Below are 20121 nucleotides of genomic sequence, written 5' to 3'. Positions count from 1 at the left end.
CAGGCTCGTCGCAGGCCCGGCTGCTTAGCGCGCGGCCTGCCACTCCTGCACTAGCAAGTGGATCAGCTCTCCCACCGTATAGCCATCGCGAATGAGCGCCGCACCCTGGCCGGCCCAGTGCGCGCCGAATTCGTGGACCTCGCGCGCGCTGGCCAGGGCATTCAATTGCTTGCCGGCGTCATAGGCGGCCGGGTACGCAGGAATGGCGGGGGCAGCCGATATGTCGATTTCTTCCATGAAGCGGTTGACGATGCCCCGTGCGCGGCGGCCCGAAATGGCAGCGGTGACCCGGGTATGCTGCGCACGTGAACTTTTGAGTAGATGTCGATAGGCGGCATTGGCGGCCGATTCGCGCGTGAGCAGGAAGGCCGTGCCCAGTTGCACTGCCTGCGCCCCCAGTTGCAGGGCGGCGGCGATCCCCTGTCCATCCATGATGCCGCCGGCGGCGATGATGGGCAGGCGGCTGTGTTGTGCCAGCAGGCGCACCAGGGCGAAGGTACCGATTTCGTCATCACGGTGTTCATCGAAGATGCCGCGATGGCCCCCCGCTTCGAAGCCTTGCGCCACGATGGCGTCGATGCCGGCGGCTTCGATCTGGCGCGCTTCTTCCAGGTTGGTGGCCGTGGCCAGCAGGAACACGCCGGCCTTCTTCAGTGCCTGGATCAGCGCGGCCTCAGGCAGGCCAAAGTGGAAACTCACCACCGCCGGTGGCTGCTCCAGCATCAATTGCTGCATGTCGGTATCGACGATGAAGCTCGGGTAGATCTCTTTCAAAGGCAGGCTGATGCTGCCGCCGAATTCATCCAGGTGGGCTTGCAGATGCTGTATCCAGGCTGCATCGCGTGCGGCATCGAGCACGGCCGGCTGGTGGCAGAAGAAATTGACGTTGAACGGTTTTTCGGTCAGCGCATTCAATTGCGCCAGCGCTTGGCGCGCCTGCGCCACCGACGCCGCGCCCAAGGCCAGCGAACCGAGCGCGCCGGCATTGGAGGCGGCGGCGGCCATGGCCACGGTGGAGCTGCCGGCCATGGGCGCCTGGATGATGGGATGGGCCAGGCCCAGTCGTTGCAACAGGGAAGTGGACATGCGTGCTCCCGAAGCGCAGGCCGTGCAGTGCCGGCCCGCAGGCGTGGATCAGACCGCCATGGGCGCGGTCAGCGGTGCGTGGTGCTGGTAATTGAGCAGCGAGAAGTCGGACGGCTCGATCAGCTCCAGCCATTGCGGGGCGTACTGGCCGGTCTTGGCGAACTCCGGCACGCGCTCGGCGATGGCCAGTTGCGGCAGCGGATAGGGCGCGCGCGTCAACTGTTCCTTGACCATGTCGATATGGTTTTCGTAGATGTGCGCATCGCCCACGAAGTAGCTGAACCAGCGCGGCTGATAGCCCGTCAGGCGTGCCACCAGGTGCAGCAGCGCAGCGCCTTCGGCCAGGTTGAAGGGCGTGCCCAGGCCGATGTCGTTGCTGCGCACGTACAGGCAGAGCGAGATTTCGCCGGTGCTCTGGTTGGGCAGGAATTGATAGAGCAGATGGCAGGCCGGCAGCGCGATTTCATCGAGCACTGCGCAGTTCCAGCCGTGGAAGAGAATGCGGCGGCTGCCCGGGTTCTTGACGATGGTGTCCAGGCATTCGCGCAACTGGTCCACTGCCTTGTAGAGCAAGACCTTGTCCACGCCCTCATCCTGCAAGGTGGAGACGAGGGCAAAACCCTTGGCGCGGGCGGCCTCGATCTGCGCGCTCTGGGCGGTATCGATGAGCTTGTAGGCTGGCCACTGGCGCCACTGCACGCCATACACCGGACCCAGGTCATCGCTGCCGGTACGGAAAGGGTTGGCCAGCCAGTCGGCGTTTTCGTTGGCGTTCTGGTCCCAGACCTTGCAGCCCAGGGCGCGGAAGTCGGCCGCGCTGCGGGTGGCGCGCAAGAAGCCGCACAGCTCGCCCACCACCGACTTGAAGGCCAGGCGCTTGGTGGTCACCGCCGGGAAACCCTTTTGCAGGTCGAAGCGCATCATCGCGCCGGGAATGCTCAAGGTGCGGATGCCGGTGCGGTTGTCTTGCCAGGAGCCGTTCTCTAGTACGTCCTGGATGAGGTCTTGATATTGTTTCATTGCAATGTGTCGGGTGTTGGCCGGAAGGCCGGAAGATGAAGGATTGTAGCCTATCAACAGCCCGAACACCGGTTGGCAAAGCAGCTTGCCATGGCAGCATTGCAGCGATATGAATGAAAACACCGGAGGCGGTGGCCCGCACTCCGGCGCGCAGCAGGGGCGGTGGGTCAGAACCCGACGTTGTGGCCGCCTTTGAGCTGCAACATGTCGCGTGCCTCGTCGGCGCTCGCCACCTGCAAGGAGAGCGCCTCGATCACGGTGCGGATGCGGCGCACCTGATCGGCATTGCTCCTGGCCAGTTGGCCGGGACCGTCCCACAGCGAATCCTCCAGCCCCACGCGGGTGTGGCCGCCCATGGCAGCGGCCATGGTGGCAATCGGGATCTGGCCACGGCCGGCGCCCAGCACCGACCAGAAATAATCGGCACCGAACAGGCGGTCAGCGGTGCGCTTCATGTGCATGACGTCTTCCACGTCATTGCCGATGCCGCCGCGCAGGCCGAACACCGACTGGATCAGGAAGGGTGGCTTGATCAGCCCGCGATCGATGAAATGGGCGGCGGTGTAGAGATGGCCGATGTCGTAGCACTCGATCTCGAAGCGGGTCTGGTTGGCGCTGCAGGATTGCAGGATGTAGGCGATGTCCTTGAAGGTGTTGCGGAAGATGCGGTCGTCGGAGCCAGCCAGGTAGGGCTGTTCCCAATCGTACTTGAAGTCCTTGAAGCGGTTGAGCATTTCATACAGGCCGAAGTTCATCGAGCCCATGTTCAGCGAGGCCACCTCGGGCTGCAACTGCAAGGCCGGTTGCAGGCGTTCTTCCACGCCCATGGTCGGGGCGCCGCCGGTGGTGAGGTTGATCACCACGTTGGAGCGGGCCTTGATCTGCGGCAGGAATTTGCGGAACTGTTCCGGGTCTTGCGTGGGCTTGCCGTTGTCCGGGTCGCGTGCGTGCAGGTGGACGATGGCCGCGCCGGCCTCGGCGGCGGCCAGGGCTTCATCGCGGATCTGCTCGGGTGTCACCGGCAGGTAGGGCGACATCGAGGGGGTATGGATGGCGCCGGTGACGGCGCAGGTGATGATGACTTTGCGGGGCTGGGCCATGCTGTGTGCTCCTTTGAGAGGGGATAGCTGGTGGGTGTTACTTGGGCTGCTGGCGTTGGTGGGCGATCAGGCCCATGAGCCGGTTGTCGCGCCAGCGGGCGCGCTCGGCCAGTTGCTCGACCGGGAGGACGGCGCGCCTTTCCTGCGCCAGTTGGTCCAGCGTGGCCGCTTGCCAGGCGTTGGGCAACTGGCTGCGCGCTACCTCGCCATAGGTGTGGCCGTAGCGTCGGGCATAGTCGAGCACGCCGGCGGGCGCATTCAGGTCGATGGTTTCGAACGGCCCCATGAAGGACCAGCGCAGGCCCAGGCCATGCTTGAAGACCTTGTCGATGTCTTCGGCAGAGGCATAACCGTTTTCGTAGAGATTGAGGGCCTCGTTCAAGACGGCACCCTGGATGCGGTTGAGCAGGAATCCCGTGATTTCCTTGTTCAACACCACCGGCGACTGTCCGGCGCTGGCATAGATCTGCTTGGCGCGCGCCACCGTGTCCGGCGCGGTCCAGGGTGCCGGGGCCAGCTCGACCAGCGGTACCAGATAGGGCGGATTGACCGGGTGAGCCACCAGGATGCGGGCGCGGCCGGGCAGGTGCTCGGAAAACGCCGAAGTGGGAATCCACGAGGTGGAGCTGGTGAGGATGGTGTCGGGAGCGGCCAGGCGATCCATCTCGGCAAAGATCTCGCGCTTGACCTCTACCGTCTCCTTGACGTTTTCCTGCGCCAGGATGGCATCCTGCAAGGCTTGCTCCAGACTGGCGGCGCGATGGATGCGATCCAGCAGTGCCTGCGGCGGATCGGCGATGAGTCCATGGGCAGCCAGGTCGGCCAGGTTCTCGCGCAGCAGTTGCTGGCAGCCCTGCAGGGCTTGCGGCACCGCATCCCACAGCGCCACCTCGAAACCGGCGCGGGCAAAGACGATGGCCCAGGCGCGGCCGATCAGGCCGGCGCCGATGACGGCGATCTTTTCAGACATGACATTCTCCTCAACCCAGGACTTCGACATTGCCGCACACCGACAGGCTGCGCCCGCTGATGCTGGCCCCAGCGGGGGAGCAGATGAAGATGACTTGGTTGGCAACATCCTCGGCGGTGACCATCTTGCGCAGCGAAACCTTGGACAGCAGCCGCTGGCGCATTTCTTCATGTGCGATACCGTAGGCGGTGGCCTTGGCGGCGACGATGCGCTCCTGGCGCGCACCCGCGACGATGCCGGGCAGGACGGCATTGACGCGGATGTTGCAAGGCCCCAGTTCGATGGCCCAGGTCTCGGTCAGCCCGATGACGCCATACTTGGAGGCCGAGTAGGGCGTGCGCAGCGCAAAGCCCAGCCGGCCAGCGACCGAGGAGATGTTGACGATGGCGCCGCCGCCATTGTTTTTCAGCATGGGCACGGCTCGCCGAGTGCAGAGGAAGGGGCCGGTGAGGTTGACGGCGATGGTCTGATCCCAGCCGGACAGATCGACCTCTTCCACCGGCAACGTCGGGCCGGCGATGCCGGCATTGTTCACCAGTACATCCAGCCTGCCGTCCCAGCGCTGGGCCAGTTCGGCGAACATGGCATCGACCTCGGATGCGCGACTGACATCGGTGCGGCTGTAGCTGACCGGGGCGGTGCCGAAGCGCTCGCGTGCGCTGGCGAGGAAGTCCTCGCTGATGTCGCAGATGTGAACATGCGCGCCGGCCTCGACGAAGGCAGCCGTGATGGCTAGGCCAATGCCTTGGGCGCCGGCGGTGACGATGACTTTCTGGTCTTTCAGGTTCAGGTCCATGGTGCGTTGTCCTTGTCGCGGGGGGAAGTGTGGGAAGTGAGGGCAGTGAGGAAGGTGAGCCAGTCGCTCAGAGCCACAGGATCTGCTTGCGATAGGCCAGGTCGGTGAGCAGCGGCTGGGCCGGGCCGGTATGGAACACCGCTCCGCGTTCTAATGCAAAGACGCGGTCGGCCAGGGCCAGCACCAGGTCCAGGTTGTGCTCGACGATGACGATGGAGATCTCGCGTCGCAGCTGGTCGAAGACCTTGAACAGTTCTTGCACCACGGCCGGGGCCAGGCCTTCGAAGGGCTCGTCCAGCAACAGCAGCTTGACGTTGCCCGACAGCGCCCGTGCCACCGCCACCATCTGTTGCTCGCCGCCGGAGAGGAAGTCGGCATGGGTATGCAGACGTTCCTTCAGACGCGGGAAGTAATGCAGGATTTGTTCTTCGCTCCAGGCCACTCCGTCGCTGCCATCGGTTTTGCGGGCCAGTCGCCCCAGGGCCAAGTTCTCGGCCACCGTCATGCCGGCGAACAGACCGCGCCCTTGTGGTACATAGCCGATGCCCAGGCGCGCAATCTCGGGGGCGGCCAGGCCGGCGATGTCGCGTCCCTGGTAGTGGATCGCGCCGGAAGCCGGCTTGAGCAAGCCGGTGAGGGTCTTGAGCAGCGTGGATTTGCCGGCGCCATTGCGGCCCAGCAGCGCCACGATCTCGCCCTGGCGCACGTCCAGGCTGGCGTCGTTGAGGATGTGGCTCTTGCCGTAGAAGGCATTGACCTGCTCGAAGGCCAGCAAGCGCGGGCGTTCGCCACTGTCGGCCTGGCTGCGCCCGGTGACCGGCGGGGTGCCGTGACCGGTATAGATTTCCTGCACGCGCTGGTCGGCGCGAGCCTGCTCGGGCGTGCCGGTCATCAGCACGCTGCCCTGGTTCATCACCGTGACCTGGTGCGAGAAGCCCAGCACGCGGTCGATGTCATGCTCGACGATGAGCACGGGGATGTTGGCGGCGATGATCTGCACCAGTCGCGAGACGCGTTCGCGCTCGGCCGCAGCCAGGCCAGCCAGCGGTTCATCCATGAGCAGCACCTGGGGTTTGGAACCCAGGGCGATGCCCAGGTCCACCAAGCGTTGACCACCGTAGGAGAGCGCACCGCCTTGGATGTCGTCGATGCCTTTGAGGCCGAGGAAACGCATCAGCGCATCGGTTTCGGCGTGGATCTCGGGATAGCTGTCGATGTCGCGCCACATGTTGTAGCGCCCAGGATGACGCGCCTGCAGCGACAGGCGCAGGTTTTCGTAGATCGACAGGCCCTTGAAGAGATTGGTGATCTGGAACGAACGCGTCAGTCCGCGCTGGCAGATGTCGCTGGGAGGCAGACCATGGATAGGCTCACCGTTGAGCAGGACGCTGCCGCCATGGGGGGCGAACATGCCGGAGATCAGGTTGAAGGTGGTGGTCTTGCCCGCGCCGTTAGGGCCGATCAGCGCGTGGATTTCACCGGCATGAAGGGCGATCTGGGCATTGCTGACCGCCTGGATGCCGCCGAAGCGGATTTCGATGTCCTTGGCTTCGAGCACCACGCCTGGTCGCGGCGGCGGCTGCAGGAACTCCGGCAGTGGCAGGCCATCGATGATCTGACGCGCACTCATGGCGGCCCCGACCTCGGCCGGCGGGCGCAGCCGACGTTGCAACTGGCGCCAGATACCGACCAGCCCGGTGGGCGAGAAGAGGATGAAGCCGACGAAGGCCAGGCCGAACCAGAGCAGCCAGTTCTCGGTCCAGATCGACAGACATTCGCGGAACAGGATGTAGAACAGCGCGCCCAGCGCCGGGCCGAGGAAACTGCGCATTCCGCCGATGACCACCATGGCCAGCAGTTCTCCCGAGAAGGCCACCGACGTCGGCTCGGCCGAGACGAAGCGATGATGGAAGGCCAGCAGTCCGCCGGCCAGTCCGGTGACGGTGGCCGAGATCACGAACATGTGCAGCTTGTAGACGATGGTGGCGTAACCCTGGAAGCGCGCCCGCTGTTCGTTTTCGCGGATGGCGACGATGGTGTGGCCGAAGGGCGAGCGGATCAACCGGTGCAGGCAGAACAGCACAGCCAAGGCGATCAGGCTGACCAGGACTTGGTAAGGGATGGGGCGGTCCAGGTCGATGCCGGCCACCACCGGGCGCACGATGCCGCCCAGCCCCGATTCTCCGCCGGTGAAGTCGGTCCAGCGGAAGGCCACGGCGAAGGTCAGTGCCGATAGCGCCAGCGTGAGTAGCGAGAAATACACACCGCGTCGCCGCAGGATCAGGAAGCCCACCAGCAGTGCGGCCATGGCGATGAAGGCGAGGGTGAACAGCAACGGCATGACGATCTGGCCGGGGAACCAGTGGGTCTGCGACAGCGCCGCTGCATATGCGCCCACTCCGAACCAGGCGCCATGGCCGAACGAGGTCAGGCCGGTGTAGCCCACCAGCAAATTGAGGCCCATGGCGGCGATGGCATAGATCACCACGTCGGTGGCCGAAGTGGTGGTCAGGCCCAGCAGGGGCAGCAGCAACGGCGTGGCGATCAGGGCGGCGGCGCCGATCCACAGGGGCTGCGATGTCTTGTGCAGAGGATTCATGGCAGTGGCCTCATTCGAAGCGTTCGATGCGCTCGCCCAGCAGGCCGCGCGGACGGAAGATCAGGACCAGCAACATCAGCAGGTACATCGAGGCCTCGCCAGCGGGGGCGTAGAACTGGATGGTGATGCCGCGCACCACCCCCACCAGCACCGCGGCCAGCACTACCCCCCAGAAGCTGCCCAGCCCGCCGATGACCACCACCACGAAGGCGGCCGTCATGATCTCGGCGCCCATGGCCGGCTGTACTCCCGAGATGGGCGCAAACAGCACGCCGGCCAGCGCTGCCAGGCCGACGCCCAGCATTACGATGGCCGTCATGTAGGGTTGCAGGCCAATGCCCAGTACCGCCACCATGTCCGGTTTCTGTACGCCGGCGCGCACCACGCGGCCAAAGGAGGTCTTGTTGAGCAGCAGCCAGATCAGCGTCAGCGCGGCTAGCACGATGGCCAGCATCAGCAGGCGATAGCGCGAGTACATGAAGTCGCCCACCATGAGCTGTCCCTTGAAGGCCGGCGGGATCGAGGCCGGCAGCGGCGAGGCTCCCCACAGGATGCGGATGGCCTGTTCGGCCACCATGGACAGGCCAAAGGTCAGCAGCAGGCCCAGGATGGGATCGGCCGAGTAGAAACGGCGCAGCAGGAAGCGTTCAAACAGGATGCCCAGCAGCGCCACCAGCAGCGGCGAGAGCACCACGGCGCCGGCGAAGCCCAGGTGCCGGGTGATCTCCACGGCCAGGTAGGCGCCGATGGCATAGAAGGCCCCGTGTGCCAGGTTGACGATGCCGCCCAGGCTGAAGATGAGCGACAGTCCCAGCGCGATCAGCAGGTAGTAACCGCCGACCAGCAATCCATTGAGGATTTGTTCCAGCAGGAAAACGATTTGCATTGCAGCTCCGGCGCAAGCCAGTCGGAAGGGAGGCGATGGACGGCCCCGCGCTCAGGTAGGTGAGGCAGGTGAGGCAGGGGCGCCACGCGCCTGGCGTCTTGAAGCGAGCGCGTCAGGTGAATTTGCAGGCGTTTTCCTGCGGGGTCGGCGCAATCGACTCCAGCGGCAGGTTCGGTCCCGGCACCGGCACACCCAGTTGCAGGAAGTCCCACTGATCCTTGGCGCGGCCCTTGGGTTTGGGCGAGAGCGTGTACATCTCCTGCATCAGTTGATGGTCCCAGTCGCGGTAGTAGCCTTTGCGGCCCTTGAGGATGTCGATCTGCGCGCCCTTCTCGAAATACTCGATCAGCTTCATGGTGTCCAGCGACTTTGTCTCGGCAATGGCCTGGGCAATCGAACGAAATCCCACGTATTCGCCCCAGGCCTGGTTCTCGGGCGGCTTGCCGTACTTCTTGACGAAGGCGCTCACGAAAGCCTTGGCCGAGGGCGCGTCCACATCGTGGTGCCAGGTGGTGGGCCAGGTACCGGCGAAGTTGTCGGCACCGGCACCCCAGGCGGCCACGGTGTCAAAGCCGAAACCGGCGATCGGGAAGGGCAGACCGAACTCGGCATATTGCTTGATGAAGTTGGTGATTTGGTTGCCCGCCAGATTGGAGATGACCAGGTCGGGTTTGGCCTGGCGGATCTTGAGCAGGTAGGGGCTGAAGTCGGTGGCGTCGGTGGGCACCAGCTCGTCATTGGCGATGGTGCCGCCATTGGCCGCCACGAAGGTCTTGGCGGTACGCAAGAGGTCGTGGCCGAAGGCGTAGTCGGCGGTGAGGGCATAGAGCTTCTTGCCCTTGATCAGGCCATTGTGCAGGAGCTGCTGGCCGCAGGCTTTCACGTAGGTGGAGTTGGCGGCCTCGATGTGGAACATGAACTTGTTGCAGCTCTTGCCGCGCAATTCGTCGGAATTGCAGCCGGTGTTCATGAACAGCTTCTTGTTGCGCTGGGCCACCTGGGCGATGCCCAGTGCCGAGGCCGAGGAAATCTCGCCGATCAGCAGCGCGGCGCCATCCCGCTCGAGCAGGCGTTGCGCCTTGGTGGAGGCGGTGGGCGGATTGACCGAATCTTCCGAGAGCAGGGTCAACTGGCGGCCCAGCAGGCCGCCGGCCTTGTTCTGTTCTTCCACGGCCAGGTTGATGCTCATCACCGCGTATTCGCCCATGGGGCCGAGAAAGCCGGTACGTGGCGTGAGGTGGCCGATGATGATCTTGTCGGACTGGGCCCGGACGATGGCCGGGAAACCCAGCACGGCAGCACCGGCGGCGGCGCTGAGGAGGCGCCGACGGCGCGCTGAGCGCGGATGGGTTGGATCGGTCGGATCGGTGGGACTGGTGGTGATCTTGCCGGACGTGCGCGGGTCTTGCTGCATGGTGCGATTCTCCTCAATATCCGGCGGGGCCGGTGTCTCCTCGGGAACTGCTTTGTATGGTCGAGCAGGGTGGCGGGGGCCACCTGTGGCAGCAGGCGTGTGGCACGGTCCGGGAAGGCGAAAAGGCGGCGTGGCAGGTGCCGCCCGCGGGTCCGCGCAATGCGGGCGGGGGGCTGATGAAGCTAGTCTCCTGAGAGGCCGTCACTGCTGCGCGCCGGGCCGATATGCCCGGCGTCGCGCCGATCCGTTAATGTCTACTGAGGTCTGCTGATGTCATTTATTTGACATGTGATCAAATGTATTCGATAGAATCGAGGGCGTCAACTTGTCATTGCTGACGATAGGGCGCACCGTCATGCTGTGCTCCGATATAATCCGCAAAATTCTTCACGCCTCGCCATGGACCCAACCCTCATCGCTGACCTTTCCACCGTGCGCAAGATCCAACATGCGACCTTGTCCGAGCGGGTGTATCAGGATCTATGCGAATTGATCCAGGCCGGGCAGGTGCGTCCCGGCCAGAAGCTGACCCTCAAGGGTTTGTCCGATGCCCTGGGCACCAGTCCCATGCCGGTGCGCGAAGCGGTGCGCCAGCTGGCCGCCGAAGGGGCATTGGAGATCCTGCCCAACCGCGCCATGCGGGTGCCTCTCATGACCAAGGGCAAGTTCCGTGAATTGCTGAAGATCAGATTGGCGCTGGAGGGCTTGGCCGCCGAACATGCCGCCAGACATATCGATGCGGCCGCACTGGAGGAAGTGGCGCGTCTGCATGAAGACCTGTCGGTCGAGATGAAGCGCAAGAAACCCAATGTGGATCTGGTCATCCGCCTGAACAAGCAATTGCATTTCGCTGCCTACCAGGGTTCTGGAATGCCGACCCTGGTGGACCTGATCGCCGGGTTGTGGCTGCAGGTTGGGCCGGTGATCAATCTTGACCTGCGCGCCGGCTCCCGGCGCCTGGCCGAAGCGCCGGCGCTGGTCCATCACGCGCGTTTGCTGGAGGGGCTGCGCGAAGGTTCGCCAAAGAAGGCCCGCGCCGGGCTGGAAGGCGACCTGCTGAGCGCGGCCGAGATGATCCTGGCCGGCGACGGCTTGCCCGAATAAGGCAGCCGTCTTGGCCGCAGACGCGCTTCAGGGATGCTCATCCAGATCGTAGGTGGCGCGCAGCAGCGCCTGGCGCCGAGCCAGTTCCCGCTGCCGCAGGCGGCGCGGCGGCTTGCGCGGCTGCTCCCGCATACTCAAGCCGAAGGCCAGCAGGACCGCCGACAGTGGTAGCAGGGCCACGGCGGCGGCCAGCAGATCCATATCGGCGCGCAACAGGAGATCGTGCAAGACGTCCGAGAAGATGCAGGCCAGCAGCGTCATGCCGATGGCCGCGCCCGTCAGCGGCAGGGCATCCAGGGTCTTGTCCAGCAGGCTCAACAGTGTGTGTTTCATGATCGGCTCCAAGGGCAGGCAAGGCATCAGGGGAAAAAACGCTCGCGGGGCAGCGCCACCGCTTGCATCAGATATCGGAATGCCGTGCGACAACTTGTGGGTAGAGGCCGGTAAAGAAACGCAAGATTGGGTCAGGGTGCTCCTTGCAAACCTGACGGCGGCCCGGCTTTCCGGGATGGCATGAATAGCCATTGGCGACCGGTAAGCAGTTGGTACAATGAGCGCTTTCCTTCATTTTCAGGTTTTATGGATATCCTTCTGTTCCTGGTCGATTTCATCGTCCACATCGACCGCCACCTGGCCGAGCTGGCCGTTTCCTACGGACCCTGGTTGTTCCTGATCCTGTTCCTGATCATCTTTTGTGAAACCGGCCTGGTGGTCACGCCCATCCTGCCGGGGGACTCGTTGCTGTTCGTCACCGGCGCACTGGCGGCTACCGGTGCCTACGACATCCACCTGATGGTGTTGACCCTGATCGTGGCCGCCATCCTGGGCGACAGTACCAACTACCAGATCGGCAAGATGCTGGGCATCAAGGTCTTCGACAAGCCCAATTCACGCATCTTCAAGAAGCAATATCTGGAGAAGACCCATGCCTTCTTCGAAAAGCACGGTGGCAAGGCCATCATCATTGCCCGCTTCGCCCCCATCGTGCGCACCTTCGCACCGTTTGTCGCAGGCGTGGGCGCGATGACCTATCCGCGCTTCTTCTTCTACAACGTCATCGGCGGCATCGCTTGGGTGGCCAGCTTCTCCTACGCCGGCTACTTCTTCGGCAACCTGCCGGTGGTCAAGCAGAACCTGAGTCTGCTGATCGTGGCCATCGTGATCGTGTCGATCCTGCCGGGCATCATCGAGTACATCCGCCACAAGCGTCGTCCGGGCTGATCGTTTGTTTTCCCTGGGCAAAAGAAATGCCGCTCTGCATGACGCCGAGCGGCATTTTGTTTTTTGACTGCTTGCGTTAGGTTTGGCTGGCGCCGTAGTCCACCTCCGGTCGCAATGGCGTCTTGCTCGATGCGGCCCGCACATACTGCGGTGGCCAGGCCATCTCATGGCGCAATTGCTGGGCCGCGTGCATGGGCCAGTACGGGTCGCGCAGCAACTCGCGCGCCAGCAGCACCAGGTCGGCCTGGCCGGTGCGCAGCACGTGCTCGGCCTGGATGGCATCGGTAATCATGCCCACCGTGCCGGTGGCAATGCCGGCCTGGGCCTTGACCTGCGCGGCAAAGCCGGTCTGGTAGCCGGGCCCCACGGGAATGGCAGCAGCCGGCAGGTTGCCGCCGGTGGAGACATCCACCAGGTCCACCCCCAGTTCGCGCAGGCGGATCGACAGGGCTACCGTTTCTTCCGGTGTCCAGCCGCCCTCGGCCCAGTCGGTGGCCGACAGGCGCACCAACAGCGGCAGTTCGTCCGGCCACACGGCCCGGGTGGCGCGCACCGTTTCCAGCAGGAAGCGGATGCGGTTCTCGAAGCTGCCGCCATATTGGTCATCGCGCTTATTGCTCAAGGGCGAGAGGAACTGGTGGCCCAGGTAGCCATGCGCGCCATGCAGTTCGATCACCTTGAAGCCGGCTGCCAGGGCGCGCTGGGCGGCCTTGGCAAAGGCTTGCACCAGGCCTTCGATGTCCTGCACCGTCAAGGCGGTGGGTTGGGTATAGGTGGTGTCGAAGGCCAGCGCCGAGGGCGCCTGCGGCACCCAGCCACCGTCAGCCGGCGGCACGCTGGCCGCCGGGCCAACCCAGGGCCGCAGGACGCTGGCCTTGCGCCCGGCGTGGGCCAACTGGACGCCGGGCACCGCGCCTTGCTGTTCGATGAAGCGGGTGATGCGGCGCAGGGGCGCAATGTGCTCATCCTTCCAGAGGCCCAGGTCGGCGCTGCTGATGCGACCTTCCGGCAGCACTGCCGTGGCTTCGGCGAGCACCAGCCCGGCCCCGCCCACGGCGCGGCTGCCCAGGTGCACCAGGTGCCAGTCGTTGGCCAATCCATCCGTGGCCGAGTATTGGCACATCGGCGAGACCGCGATGCGGTTGGGCAAGGTGAGGCCGCGTAGCGTCAGCGGCGAAAACAATTGACTGCTCATCCAAGAACTCCTGTCATGTCAGTGGCATCGCGTGATGCCGAGATGCGCAGTCTAGGGGATTTCCGGCCAGCGTGTCGGCGCTCACCCGGGTGAGCGCTTACTGGGTCTCGAACTGCAAGGCAGCCAGACCCGCATAGAGGCCATTGCGCGCCACCAGTTCGGCATGGGTACCGGTCTCGACGATGCGGCCATGCTCCAGCACGATGATGCGGTCGGCGCGCTGCACCGTGGCCAGGCGGTGCGCGATGACCAGTGTGGTGCGGCCGACCATGGCCGCTTCCAGGGCGCTTTGCACCAGCCGTTCGGATTCGGCATCCAGGGCGCTGGTGGCTTCGTCCAGCAACAGCAGCGGCGGATTCTTCAGCAGTGCGCGGGCAATGGCGATGCGCTGGCGCTGGCCACCGGACAGGCGCACCCCGCGTTCGCCGAGGAAGCATTGATAGCCGTTGGGCAGGCGTTCGATGAATTCATGGGCGGCGGCCATCTGGGCCGCGGCGATGACTTCAGCGTCGCTGGCGTCGGGGCGGCCGAAGCGGATGTTTTCCATGGCATTGGCCGAGAAGATCACCGTGTCCTGCGGCACGATGCCGATCGCTGCGCGCAAGTCCTGCAAGGTCAGGTAACGGATATCGACGCCATCGAGCCGGATGTTGCCCTGCTGCGGATCGTAGAAGCGCAGCAGCAACTGGAACAGGGTGGTCTTGCCGGCGCCCGAGGGACCGACCACGGCCACCGTCTCGCCTGGCTGCACCGCCAGCGAGAAGCCCGACAGCGAGGCACTGCCGGGGCGCGAAGGATAGTGGAAGTCCAGCGCATCGATCTGCAAGGCGGCGCCATTGGCGGTGCGCGGCGGCAGTTTTTCCGGCAGCAGCACCGACTGCACCGGGGATTGCGCGGCCAGCAGATCCAGCAGGCGTTCGGTGGCACCGGCGGCGCGCTGGGTGTCACCCATCACTTCCGAGAGCGCGCCCAGGGAGCCTGCTACCAGCGAGGCATAGAGGATGAACTGGCCGAGCTCGCCACCGCTCATGCTGCCTTCCATCACCGCGTGCGCGCCCAGCCACAGCACGAAGACGATGGCACCGAACACCAGCAGGATCGCCACCACCGTCAACAGCGAACGCGCCCGTATGCGTTCCATGGCGGTCTGGAAGGCGCGTTCCACCGACTGGGCGAAGCGGCGCGCTTCGATCTCTTCGTGGGTGAAGGCTTGCACGGTGGGCATGGCGTTGAGGATTTCACCGGCCATGGCCGAGGCATCGGCTACGCGATCCTGCGAGGCACGCGAGAGCTTGCGCACGCGGCGGCCATAGAACACGATGGGCAGTACCACCGCCGCCAGCATGACGATGATGATGGAGGTCAGCCTGGCGCTGGTGATGAAGAGCATCGTCATGCCCCCGGCAAAGAGCAGGGCGTTGCGCAGGGCCATGGAGATGCTGGTGCCGACCAGGGTCTGGATCAGGGTGGTGTCGGCGGTCAGGCGCGAGAGCACTTCGCCGGTCTTGGTGGTTTCGAAGAACTCCGGGCTTTGCGTGACCACGTGCGCATAGACCGCGCTGCGTAGGTCAGCCGTGACGCGCTCGCCCAGCCAGGACACCATGTAGAAGCGCAGCGCCGTGGCCACCCCCAGCACGCAGGCCACGCCGAACAGCGCCAGGAAGTAGAGGTTGATATGGCTGGCGCTCTTGCTGCCGGCCGCGCCAAAGCCCAGGTCGATCATCTGCTTGAAGGCATACGGCACGGCCAGTGTGGCCGCGGCGGCCACGATCAGGGCCAGCCCGGCCAGCAGGAATTGCTTCTTGTAGGGTGACAGGAAAGGGAGCAGCTTGCGCAAGGCTGCCAGTGCCGACTTGCGGGCGGTCGGGGAGCTCGACTGTGGGCTGTTGTCAGTGACTGCATGAGTGACGGGATGGGAAGTGCTGCGCGGAGGAGTCGTGGAGGACATGGACATGGATGAGGTGTTGGGAGGGCAGCGCGGCCTTGCCTGTTGCCGCATGGCCAGATGCGATGGCTGCCGTGAAAATCTGGTCGCCGCGTTGAACCACCGCTGGTGGCCTTAGTCGGAACAGGCATGAGTATAAACAGACTGCGAACATGTTGCGGCCCCGGCTAGGCCCGATACGAGTGGCATGTGAAGCAAATGGAAGCCGGGCGCCTGCTGGCGCCGCCTGGGAAGCAGCCTCCCAGGGCCATATGAAGCAATCTGCAATGTTGCCCGTCAGCCATTGCTTGCCTGCCTTGCCCTGCTACAGTGAGCAGGTCCGAAAAAACGCAACCGCAACGGCGCACAGCAGCTGGCAGCATGATCCATTACCGTCACTGGCAAGGAGAGTCGCTTGGCCCAACCCGCTCTGATGTCTTCCCACTGGGAGACCCCCGCATCACCTCGACAGCAGCACGCCGAACTGGCGGCCGCGTTGATGGCTCCCCAAGCCTTCATCGCTCCCAAGTATTTCTACGACGCCCTGGGCAGCAAGCTCTTCGAGGCCATCTGCGCGCTGCCCGAGTATTACCCCACCCGCACCGAAGCGGCCATCTTTGCTGCCCACCAGGAGGCCATTGCCGCGGCCGTCGGCCATGGCTGTATCCTCATCGACCTGGGCGCGGGCAACTGTGCCAAGGCGGCCTCGCTGTTCGAGGTGCTGCAGCCGCGCCAGTATGTCCCGGTCGATATTTCCGGCGACTTCCTGCAGCAGTCGGTGCAGGGGTTGCAGCGGTGCTTTGCGCAGCTTCCCATGCAGCCGCTGGTGATGGATTTCTCGACTACGCTGGACTTGCCCGATACGGTGCAGGCAGAGCAGCGACTGTTCTTCTATCCCGGCTCTTCCCTGGGCAACTTCGATGCCCGGCAGGCGCTGGCCTTCCTGCGCCGCCTGCGGGCCGCCTTGCCCGCCGGGAGCAATGACGGTGGCGTGCTGATCGGGCTGGACCTGGTCAAGGAGGTGGCAGTGCTGGAGGCGGCCTACGACGATGCGCTGGGCGTGACCGCGGTCTTCAACCTGAACGTGCTGCATCACGTCAATGGCTTGCTGGGCGCCGATTTCGATCCCCGTCACTGGCGCCATGTGGCCTTCTACAACATCCACCAGCAGCGCATCGAGATGTACCTGGAGGCGCGGCGCGACCTCATCGTGCGCTGGCCCGGGGTCCGTCGCACCTTCCATCAGGGCGAGCGCATCCATACCGAATACAGCCACAAATTCACCGAGCAGGACATTCTGAGCTTGCTGGAGCAGGCCGGCTTCGGCGCTTGCCGCATGTGGTTCGATGAGCGGCGCTGGTTCACGGTCTGCCATGCGCGGGCGCGTTAGCGCCCTTTCGCCCTTTCGCCCTTTCGCCCTTTCGCCCTTTTCCACGCTCTTTCCGATTCATTCATTCTTGCAGGAGGCCGGATGCCCGCCCTTGTCATCGCCCAGGACGCTACCGCGCAGCAGGTCGAACCCAGCCTGGATACCGCCGCCACTATCGACGCGGTGATCGATGCAGCGGTCCAGCAGGTCAATCATCGTTCGCGCGAGCGGCTGGGGGATCGCTACCGGCGCTTGCGCCGCCAGTCCTTGTTGATTGCCGAGCCACTGTCGGCCGAGGATTGCTGTGTGCAGGCCATGCCCGAGGCCAGCCCCGTCAAGTGGCATCTGGCTCACACCACCTGGTTCTTCGAGACCTTCCTGCTGGAGCGTTTCCAGAGCGGCTTCACGCCTTTCCATCCGCAGTTCCGTATGCTGTTCAATTCCTACTACGAAGGCGTGGGCGAGAAGTTTCCACGGCCGCAACGCGGCTTGCTCACGCGCCCGTCGCTGGCCGAGGTGCTGGCCTATCGGGATGAGGTCGATGGTCGCATGTTGCTGCTCATCGATGCGCTCGATTCGGGTCGGGCCGAAGCGGAGGAGGATCATGCGCAATTGGCCGATTTCCTGGCCCTGCTGGAACTGGGGATGCAGCACGAGCAGCAGCACCAGGAACTGATGTTTACCGACATCAAGATCCTGCTGTCGATGAACCCGCTGCAACCGGCTTACCAACCGCTGCCGATGAGCGTGTGCCTGGGCGACCCGGTGGAGCTGCCGCTGCAATGGCATCGCATCCAGGCCGGGGTGGTGGAGATCGGTCATGCCGGCAGCGGCTTTTGCTTCGACAACGAGAGGCCGCGTCATCGCCAGTTCGTCGAGGCTTACCAGTGCGCGTCACGGCTGGTCAACAATGCTGAGTACCTGGCCTTTGTCGAGGCGGGAGGCTATGAGGATGCTGCACTGTGGCTGTCCGAAGGCTGGGAGTGGAAGCAGCAGTTGTCGCTGGCGCATCCACTGTACTGGCGCCCGGCTGCGGACAATCAATGGCAGGAATTTACGGAATATGGAATGCAGCCTTTGCAGCCGCATCGCGCCGCCCAGCACCTGTCCTACTATGAGGCCGACGCCTATGCTCGCTGGGCCGGCGCACGCCTGCTGACCGAAGCCGAATGGGAACACGCAGCGGCCCACCTGCAGGGACAGGGACGTGAATTTTTTGGTGTGGCCTGGCAGTGGACCAGCAGCAGCTATGCCCCCTATCCGGGCTTCGTGGCCGCACCCGGGGCGGTGGGAGAGTACAACGGCAAGTTCATGGTGAACCAATATGTCTTGCGTGGCTCTTCCTCAGCCACACCCTTGAACCATGCGCGGCTGAGCTATCGCAACTTCTTCCCGGCCACGGCGCGCTGGCAGGTCAGCGGCATCCGTCTGGCCCGGCAACTCTGAGCGGCCCGCAGCCGCTTGCGTTGCGGGTCTCACTCAGATTCAGAGGGGATCAGAAGGATTCCCACTCTTCCTTTTTGTCTTCCTTGATGCTGTTGGGCAGGGCGCGTGGTGCCTGGTTGGCGCCGATGGCGGCCGGACGTGCGGACTGCGCTTGAGGTTGTGGCTGGGTTTGCGGTTTGGAGGGCAGTGCCTTGCTGGTGACTGCAGAGGATTTCAAGGCCGCTGCCTGCGGCGCCTGCATGGTGCGCAACTCAGGTCCACCTGCGTCATCCAGGCGGAACACGCTGACCAGTTCCAGCAATCGCTGCGCCTGATCCTGCAGGGCTTGTGCGGCGGCGGCGGCTTCTTCCACCAGCGCGGCATTCTGCTGGGTGGTGTTATCCATCTGCATGATGGCCTGGTTGACCTGTTCGATGCCGTCGCTCTGCTCGCGCGTGGCGGCCGAGATTTCGCCCACGATATGGCCGACCTGCTCGATGCTGTTGACCACCTGGTCCATGGTATTGCCCGCCTGCGCCACCAGTTCAGTGCCGGAAGAAACCTGGTTGACTGAGTCGTTGATCAGTTCCTTGATCTCCTTGGCGGCGGTAGCCGAGCGTTGCGCCAAAGCGCGCACTTCCGAGGCCACCACCGCAAAGCCGCGTCCCTGCTCGCCGGCACGGGCGGCTTCCACGGCGGCATTCAAGGCCAGGATGTTGGTCTGGAAGGCGATGCCATCGATTACCGAGATGATGTCGACGATCTTGCGCGAGGAATCGTTGATGGCGCCCATGGTCTGCACCACCTGCTTGACCGCTTCTCCGCCCTGGTTGGCCACGGCCGTGGCGGTGCCGGCCAGCTCGCTGGACTTGCGGGTGTGATCGGCATTCTGCTTGACGCTGGAGGTCAGTTGTTCCAACGAAGAGGCGGTTTCTTCCAGCGCGCTGGCCTGCTCTTCGGTGCGCGAGGACAGGTCGAGGTTACCGGTGGCGATCTGGGTCGAGGCCGTGACCATGGAGTCCGTGCTGTGCCGGACTTCCAGCACGATGGCCTTGAGCTTCTGGTTCATCGCCGCCAGCGCCTGCAGCAGGCGGCCGGTCTCATCGGTAGAGTGGGCGGTGATGACGGCGGTCAGGTCACCGGCAGCCACCGTCTCGGCCACTTCCACGGCGCGGCTTAACGGACGGGTGATGCTGCGCGAGATGGTCCAGGCGACGAAGCCGGCAAACAGGGCAGCCAGTACGCCCGAGGCCAGCATGATGTTGCGGGTGGCGAGGTAGGTTGCTTCGGCTTCTTCCACCGACTTGTCCATCAGTTTTTGTTGCATGTTGGCGAGCTCATCAAGCTGGCCGAAGTAGATCTTCTGCAAGGGCACCATTTGGCTCAACATCAACTTGATGGCGGCATCTTTTTCGCCGGAAGTGAAGAGCCTGTCGATTTCCTTGCGCATGGCTGCATATTTTTTACGGGTTTCAGTGACTTGAGTCAGCTTGGCCTTGGCCTCGGGATCGGCAATCAGGCGTGTAAGTTCATCGTAGAGCTTGGTGTTTTCAGCTGACAGGGCTTCGATGATTTTTTGTTCGTTGGCAATCTGCTCCGGGTTGGTCATCAGTAATTCGTTGCGCAGAGAAATCGCCACATCATCGACCTTGCCGGAAATGGTATTGATGATGGCGATCTTCTTGTAGCGGTCGTTGACCACCAGATCCAGGGACTGATTGATGTCGCTCAGGCGAGCCAGGCCCAGCGTGACGATGGCGGCGATGACCAGGATCAGAATGGAAAAGGCCAGGGCCAGTCGCGTGGAAATGCTGAAGTTGTTGAAGCGCATGATTTTCCCCCCGAAAAATGTGGATGCGGCTTGTGGTGGCGTGTTGCCGAGAACTGGTGTGATGACCAGGAAATCTATGATAAGGCAGTTACGTACAACGAGAACGTTCTTATCACGTAAATTGCGAGCTTCGGCACCTGCTCTCATGAGCCGGGATGAAGTGGGATGCCAGTGGGCAACA

16 protein-coding genes are annotated in these 20121 nt (G+C 64.0%); 4 read left to right on the top strand and 12 right to left on the bottom strand.

Going from position 1 to position 20121, the window contains the following annotated elements; genetic code table 11:
* Positions 1 to 24: 24 nt before the first annotated feature.
* The 8 genes from RC54_RS18295 to RC54_RS18260 all read right to left on the bottom strand — a co-directional run bounded on the left by RC54_RS18295 (position 25) and on the right by RC54_RS18260 (position 9871).
* Positions 25 to 1086 carry an NAD(P)H-dependent flavin oxidoreductase gene (locus tag RC54_RS18295; protein ID WP_061790341.1) on the bottom strand — a complete coding sequence of 354 codons (1062 nt, stop codon included), beginning with the start codon at positions 1084 to 1086 and terminating at the stop codon, positions 25 to 27.
* A 48-nt stretch (positions 1087 to 1134) separates the two neighbouring features.
* The gene (locus RC54_RS18290; protein ID WP_061790340.1) at positions 1135 to 2106 is read right to left on the bottom strand and encodes a thymidylate synthase; all 972 of its coding nucleotides are present in this window, start codon (positions 2104 to 2106) and stop codon (positions 1135 to 1137) included.
* 167 nt (positions 2107 to 2273) lie between these two features.
* The gene (gene kce, locus RC54_RS18285) at positions 2274 to 3206 is read right to left on the bottom strand and encodes a 3,5-dioxohexanoate:acetyl-CoA acetone transferase (RefSeq protein WP_017453978.1); all 933 of its coding nucleotides are present in this window, start codon (positions 3204 to 3206) and stop codon (positions 2274 to 2276) included.
* 37 nt (positions 3207 to 3243) lie between these two features.
* Positions 3244 to 4176: a 3-hydroxyacyl-CoA dehydrogenase gene (locus tag RC54_RS18280; protein ID WP_061790339.1), complete on the bottom strand. Its 933-nt coding sequence runs from the start codon at positions 4174 to 4176 to the stop codon at positions 3244 to 3246.
* A 10-nt stretch (positions 4177 to 4186) separates the two neighbouring features.
* A complete protein-coding gene (locus tag RC54_RS18275) occupies positions 4187 to 4972 on the bottom strand; it encodes an SDR family oxidoreductase (RefSeq protein WP_058896392.1) in 786 nt (261 codons plus the stop codon).
* A gap of 67 nt (positions 4973 to 5039) precedes the next feature.
* Positions 5040 to 7571, bottom strand: a complete 2532-nt coding sequence (locus RC54_RS18270) for a branched-chain amino acid ABC transporter ATP-binding protein/permease (RefSeq protein ID WP_061790338.1) — start codon at positions 7569 to 7571, stop codon at positions 5040 to 5042.
* Positions 7572 to 7581: 10 nt separating this feature from the next.
* Entirely contained in the window at positions 7582 to 8457 is an 876-nt protein-coding gene (locus RC54_RS18265) for a branched-chain amino acid ABC transporter permease (RefSeq protein WP_058896390.1), read from the bottom strand.
* A 112-nt stretch (positions 8458 to 8569) separates the two neighbouring features.
* The gene (locus tag RC54_RS18260) at positions 8570 to 9871 is read right to left on the bottom strand and encodes an ABC transporter substrate-binding protein (protein ID WP_082803181.1); all 1302 of its coding nucleotides are present in this window, start codon (positions 9869 to 9871) and stop codon (positions 8570 to 8572) included.
* Positions 9872 to 10270: 399 nt separating this feature from the next.
* Between RC54_RS18260 and RC54_RS18255 the strand changes: the two genes are divergently transcribed.
* Complete coding sequence (locus RC54_RS18255) at positions 10271 to 10975, top strand: GntR family transcriptional regulator (protein ID WP_017453973.1); 705 nt, start codon at positions 10271 to 10273, stop codon at positions 10973 to 10975.
* Positions 10976 to 11002: 27 nt separating this feature from the next.
* On the opposite strand, the gene RC54_RS18250 is transcribed toward RC54_RS18255, so the two are convergent.
* Entirely contained in the window at positions 11003 to 11308 is a 306-nt protein-coding gene (locus RC54_RS18250; protein WP_058896389.1) for a hypothetical protein, read from the bottom strand.
* 246 nt (positions 11309 to 11554) lie between these two features.
* Between RC54_RS18250 and RC54_RS18245 the strand changes: the two genes are divergently transcribed.
* Positions 11555 to 12196, top strand: coding sequence for a DedA family protein (locus RC54_RS18245; protein ID WP_058896388.1), 642 nt, complete (start codon positions 11555 to 11557; stop codon positions 12194 to 12196).
* 76 nt (positions 12197 to 12272) lie between these two features.
* On the opposite strand, the gene RC54_RS18240 is transcribed toward RC54_RS18245, so the two are convergent.
* Together RC54_RS18240 and RC54_RS18235 are read right to left on the bottom strand one after the other, a co-directional pair.
* On the bottom strand, positions 12273 to 13391 hold the full coding sequence (locus tag RC54_RS18240) for an NADH:flavin oxidoreductase/NADH oxidase (RefSeq protein ID WP_061790337.1): 1119 nt from the start codon (positions 13389 to 13391) through the stop codon (positions 12273 to 12275).
* A 97-nt stretch (positions 13392 to 13488) separates the two neighbouring features.
* Positions 13489 to 15345 (bottom strand): ABC transporter transmembrane domain-containing protein, encoded by a 1857-nt coding sequence (locus tag RC54_RS18235; RefSeq protein ID WP_061790336.1) that lies wholly within the window; start codon positions 15343 to 15345, stop codon positions 13489 to 13491.
* Positions 15346 to 15730: 385 nt separating this feature from the next.
* Here RC54_RS18235 and egtD point away from each other — a divergent pair, with 385 nt between their 5' ends.
* Positions 15731 to 16705: an L-histidine N(alpha)-methyltransferase gene (gene egtD, locus RC54_RS18230; RefSeq protein ID WP_061790335.1), complete on the top strand. Its 975-nt coding sequence runs from the start codon at positions 15731 to 15733 to the stop codon at positions 16703 to 16705.
* 81 nt (positions 16706 to 16786) lie between these two features.
* A complete protein-coding gene (gene egtB, locus RC54_RS18225; protein ID WP_061790334.1) occupies positions 16787 to 18130 on the top strand; it encodes an ergothioneine biosynthesis protein EgtB in 1344 nt (447 codons plus the stop codon).
* A gap of 49 nt (positions 18131 to 18179) precedes the next feature.
* Here egtB and RC54_RS18220 read toward each other — a convergent pair whose 3' ends face one another.
* Positions 18180 to 19940, bottom strand: coding sequence for a methyl-accepting chemotaxis protein (locus tag RC54_RS18220; protein ID WP_058896383.1), 1761 nt, complete (start codon positions 19938 to 19940; stop codon positions 18180 to 18182).
* Between the last annotated feature and the right edge of the window lie 181 nt (positions 19941 to 20121).

Source organism: Herbaspirillum rubrisubalbicans (assembly GCF_003719195.1).
Classification (GTDB): Bacteria; Pseudomonadota; Gammaproteobacteria; order Burkholderiales; family Burkholderiaceae_D; genus Herbaspirillum; species Herbaspirillum rubrisubalbicans.
This window is presented reverse-complemented; position numbering and strand designations above follow the sequence as displayed.

What these genes read in the sequence shown, in the direction of transcription:
- RC54_RS18295 (WP_061790341.1), bottom strand. Translation starts at nt 1,086, where the DNA reads ATGTCCACTTCCCTGTTGCAACGACTGGGCCTGGCCCATCCCATCATC.
- RC54_RS18290 (WP_061790340.1), bottom strand. Translation starts at nt 2,106, where the DNA reads ATGAAACAATATCAAGACCTCATCCAGGACGTACTAGAGAACGGCTCC.
- kce (WP_017453978.1), bottom strand. Translation starts at nt 3,206, where the DNA reads ATGGCCCAGCCCCGCAAAGTCATCATCACCTGCGCCGTCACCGGCGCC.
- RC54_RS18280 (WP_061790339.1), bottom strand. Translation starts at nt 4,176, where the DNA reads ATGTCTGAAAAGATCGCCGTCATCGGCGCCGGCCTGATCGGCCGCGCC.
- RC54_RS18275 (WP_058896392.1), bottom strand. Translation starts at nt 4,972, where the DNA reads ATGGACCTGAACCTGAAAGACCAGAAAGTCATCGTCACCGCCGGCGCC.
- RC54_RS18270 (WP_061790338.1), bottom strand. Translation starts at nt 7,571, where the DNA reads ATGAATCCTCTGCACAAGACATCGCAGCCCCTGTGGATCGGCGCCGCC.
- RC54_RS18265 (WP_058896390.1), bottom strand. Translation starts at nt 8,457, where the DNA reads ATGCAAATCGTTTTCCTGCTGGAACAAATCCTCAATGGATTGCTGGTC.
- RC54_RS18260 (WP_082803181.1), bottom strand. Translation starts at nt 9,871, where the DNA reads ATGCAGCAAGACCCGCGCACGTCCGGCAAGATCACCACCAGTCCCACC.
- RC54_RS18255 (WP_017453973.1), top strand. Translation starts at nt 10,271, where the DNA reads ATGGACCCAACCCTCATCGCTGACCTTTCCACCGTGCGCAAGATCCAA.
- RC54_RS18250 (WP_058896389.1), bottom strand. Translation starts at nt 11,308, where the DNA reads ATGAAACACACACTGTTGAGCCTGCTGGACAAGACCCTGGATGCCCTG.
- RC54_RS18245 (WP_058896388.1), top strand. Translation starts at nt 11,555, where the DNA reads ATGGATATCCTTCTGTTCCTGGTCGATTTCATCGTCCACATCGACCGC.
- RC54_RS18240 (WP_061790337.1), bottom strand. Translation starts at nt 13,391, where the DNA reads ATGAGCAGTCAATTGTTTTCGCCGCTGACGCTACGCGGCCTCACCTTG.
- RC54_RS18235 (WP_061790336.1), bottom strand. Translation starts at nt 15,345, where the DNA reads ATGTCCATGTCCTCCACGACTCCTCCGCGCAGCACTTCCCATCCCGTC.
- egtB (WP_061790334.1), top strand. Translation starts at nt 16,787, where the DNA reads ATGCCCGCCCTTGTCATCGCCCAGGACGCTACCGCGCAGCAGGTCGAA.
- RC54_RS18220 (WP_058896383.1), bottom strand. Translation starts at nt 19,940, where the DNA reads ATGCGCTTCAACAACTTCAGCATTTCCACGCGACTGGCCCTGGCCTTT.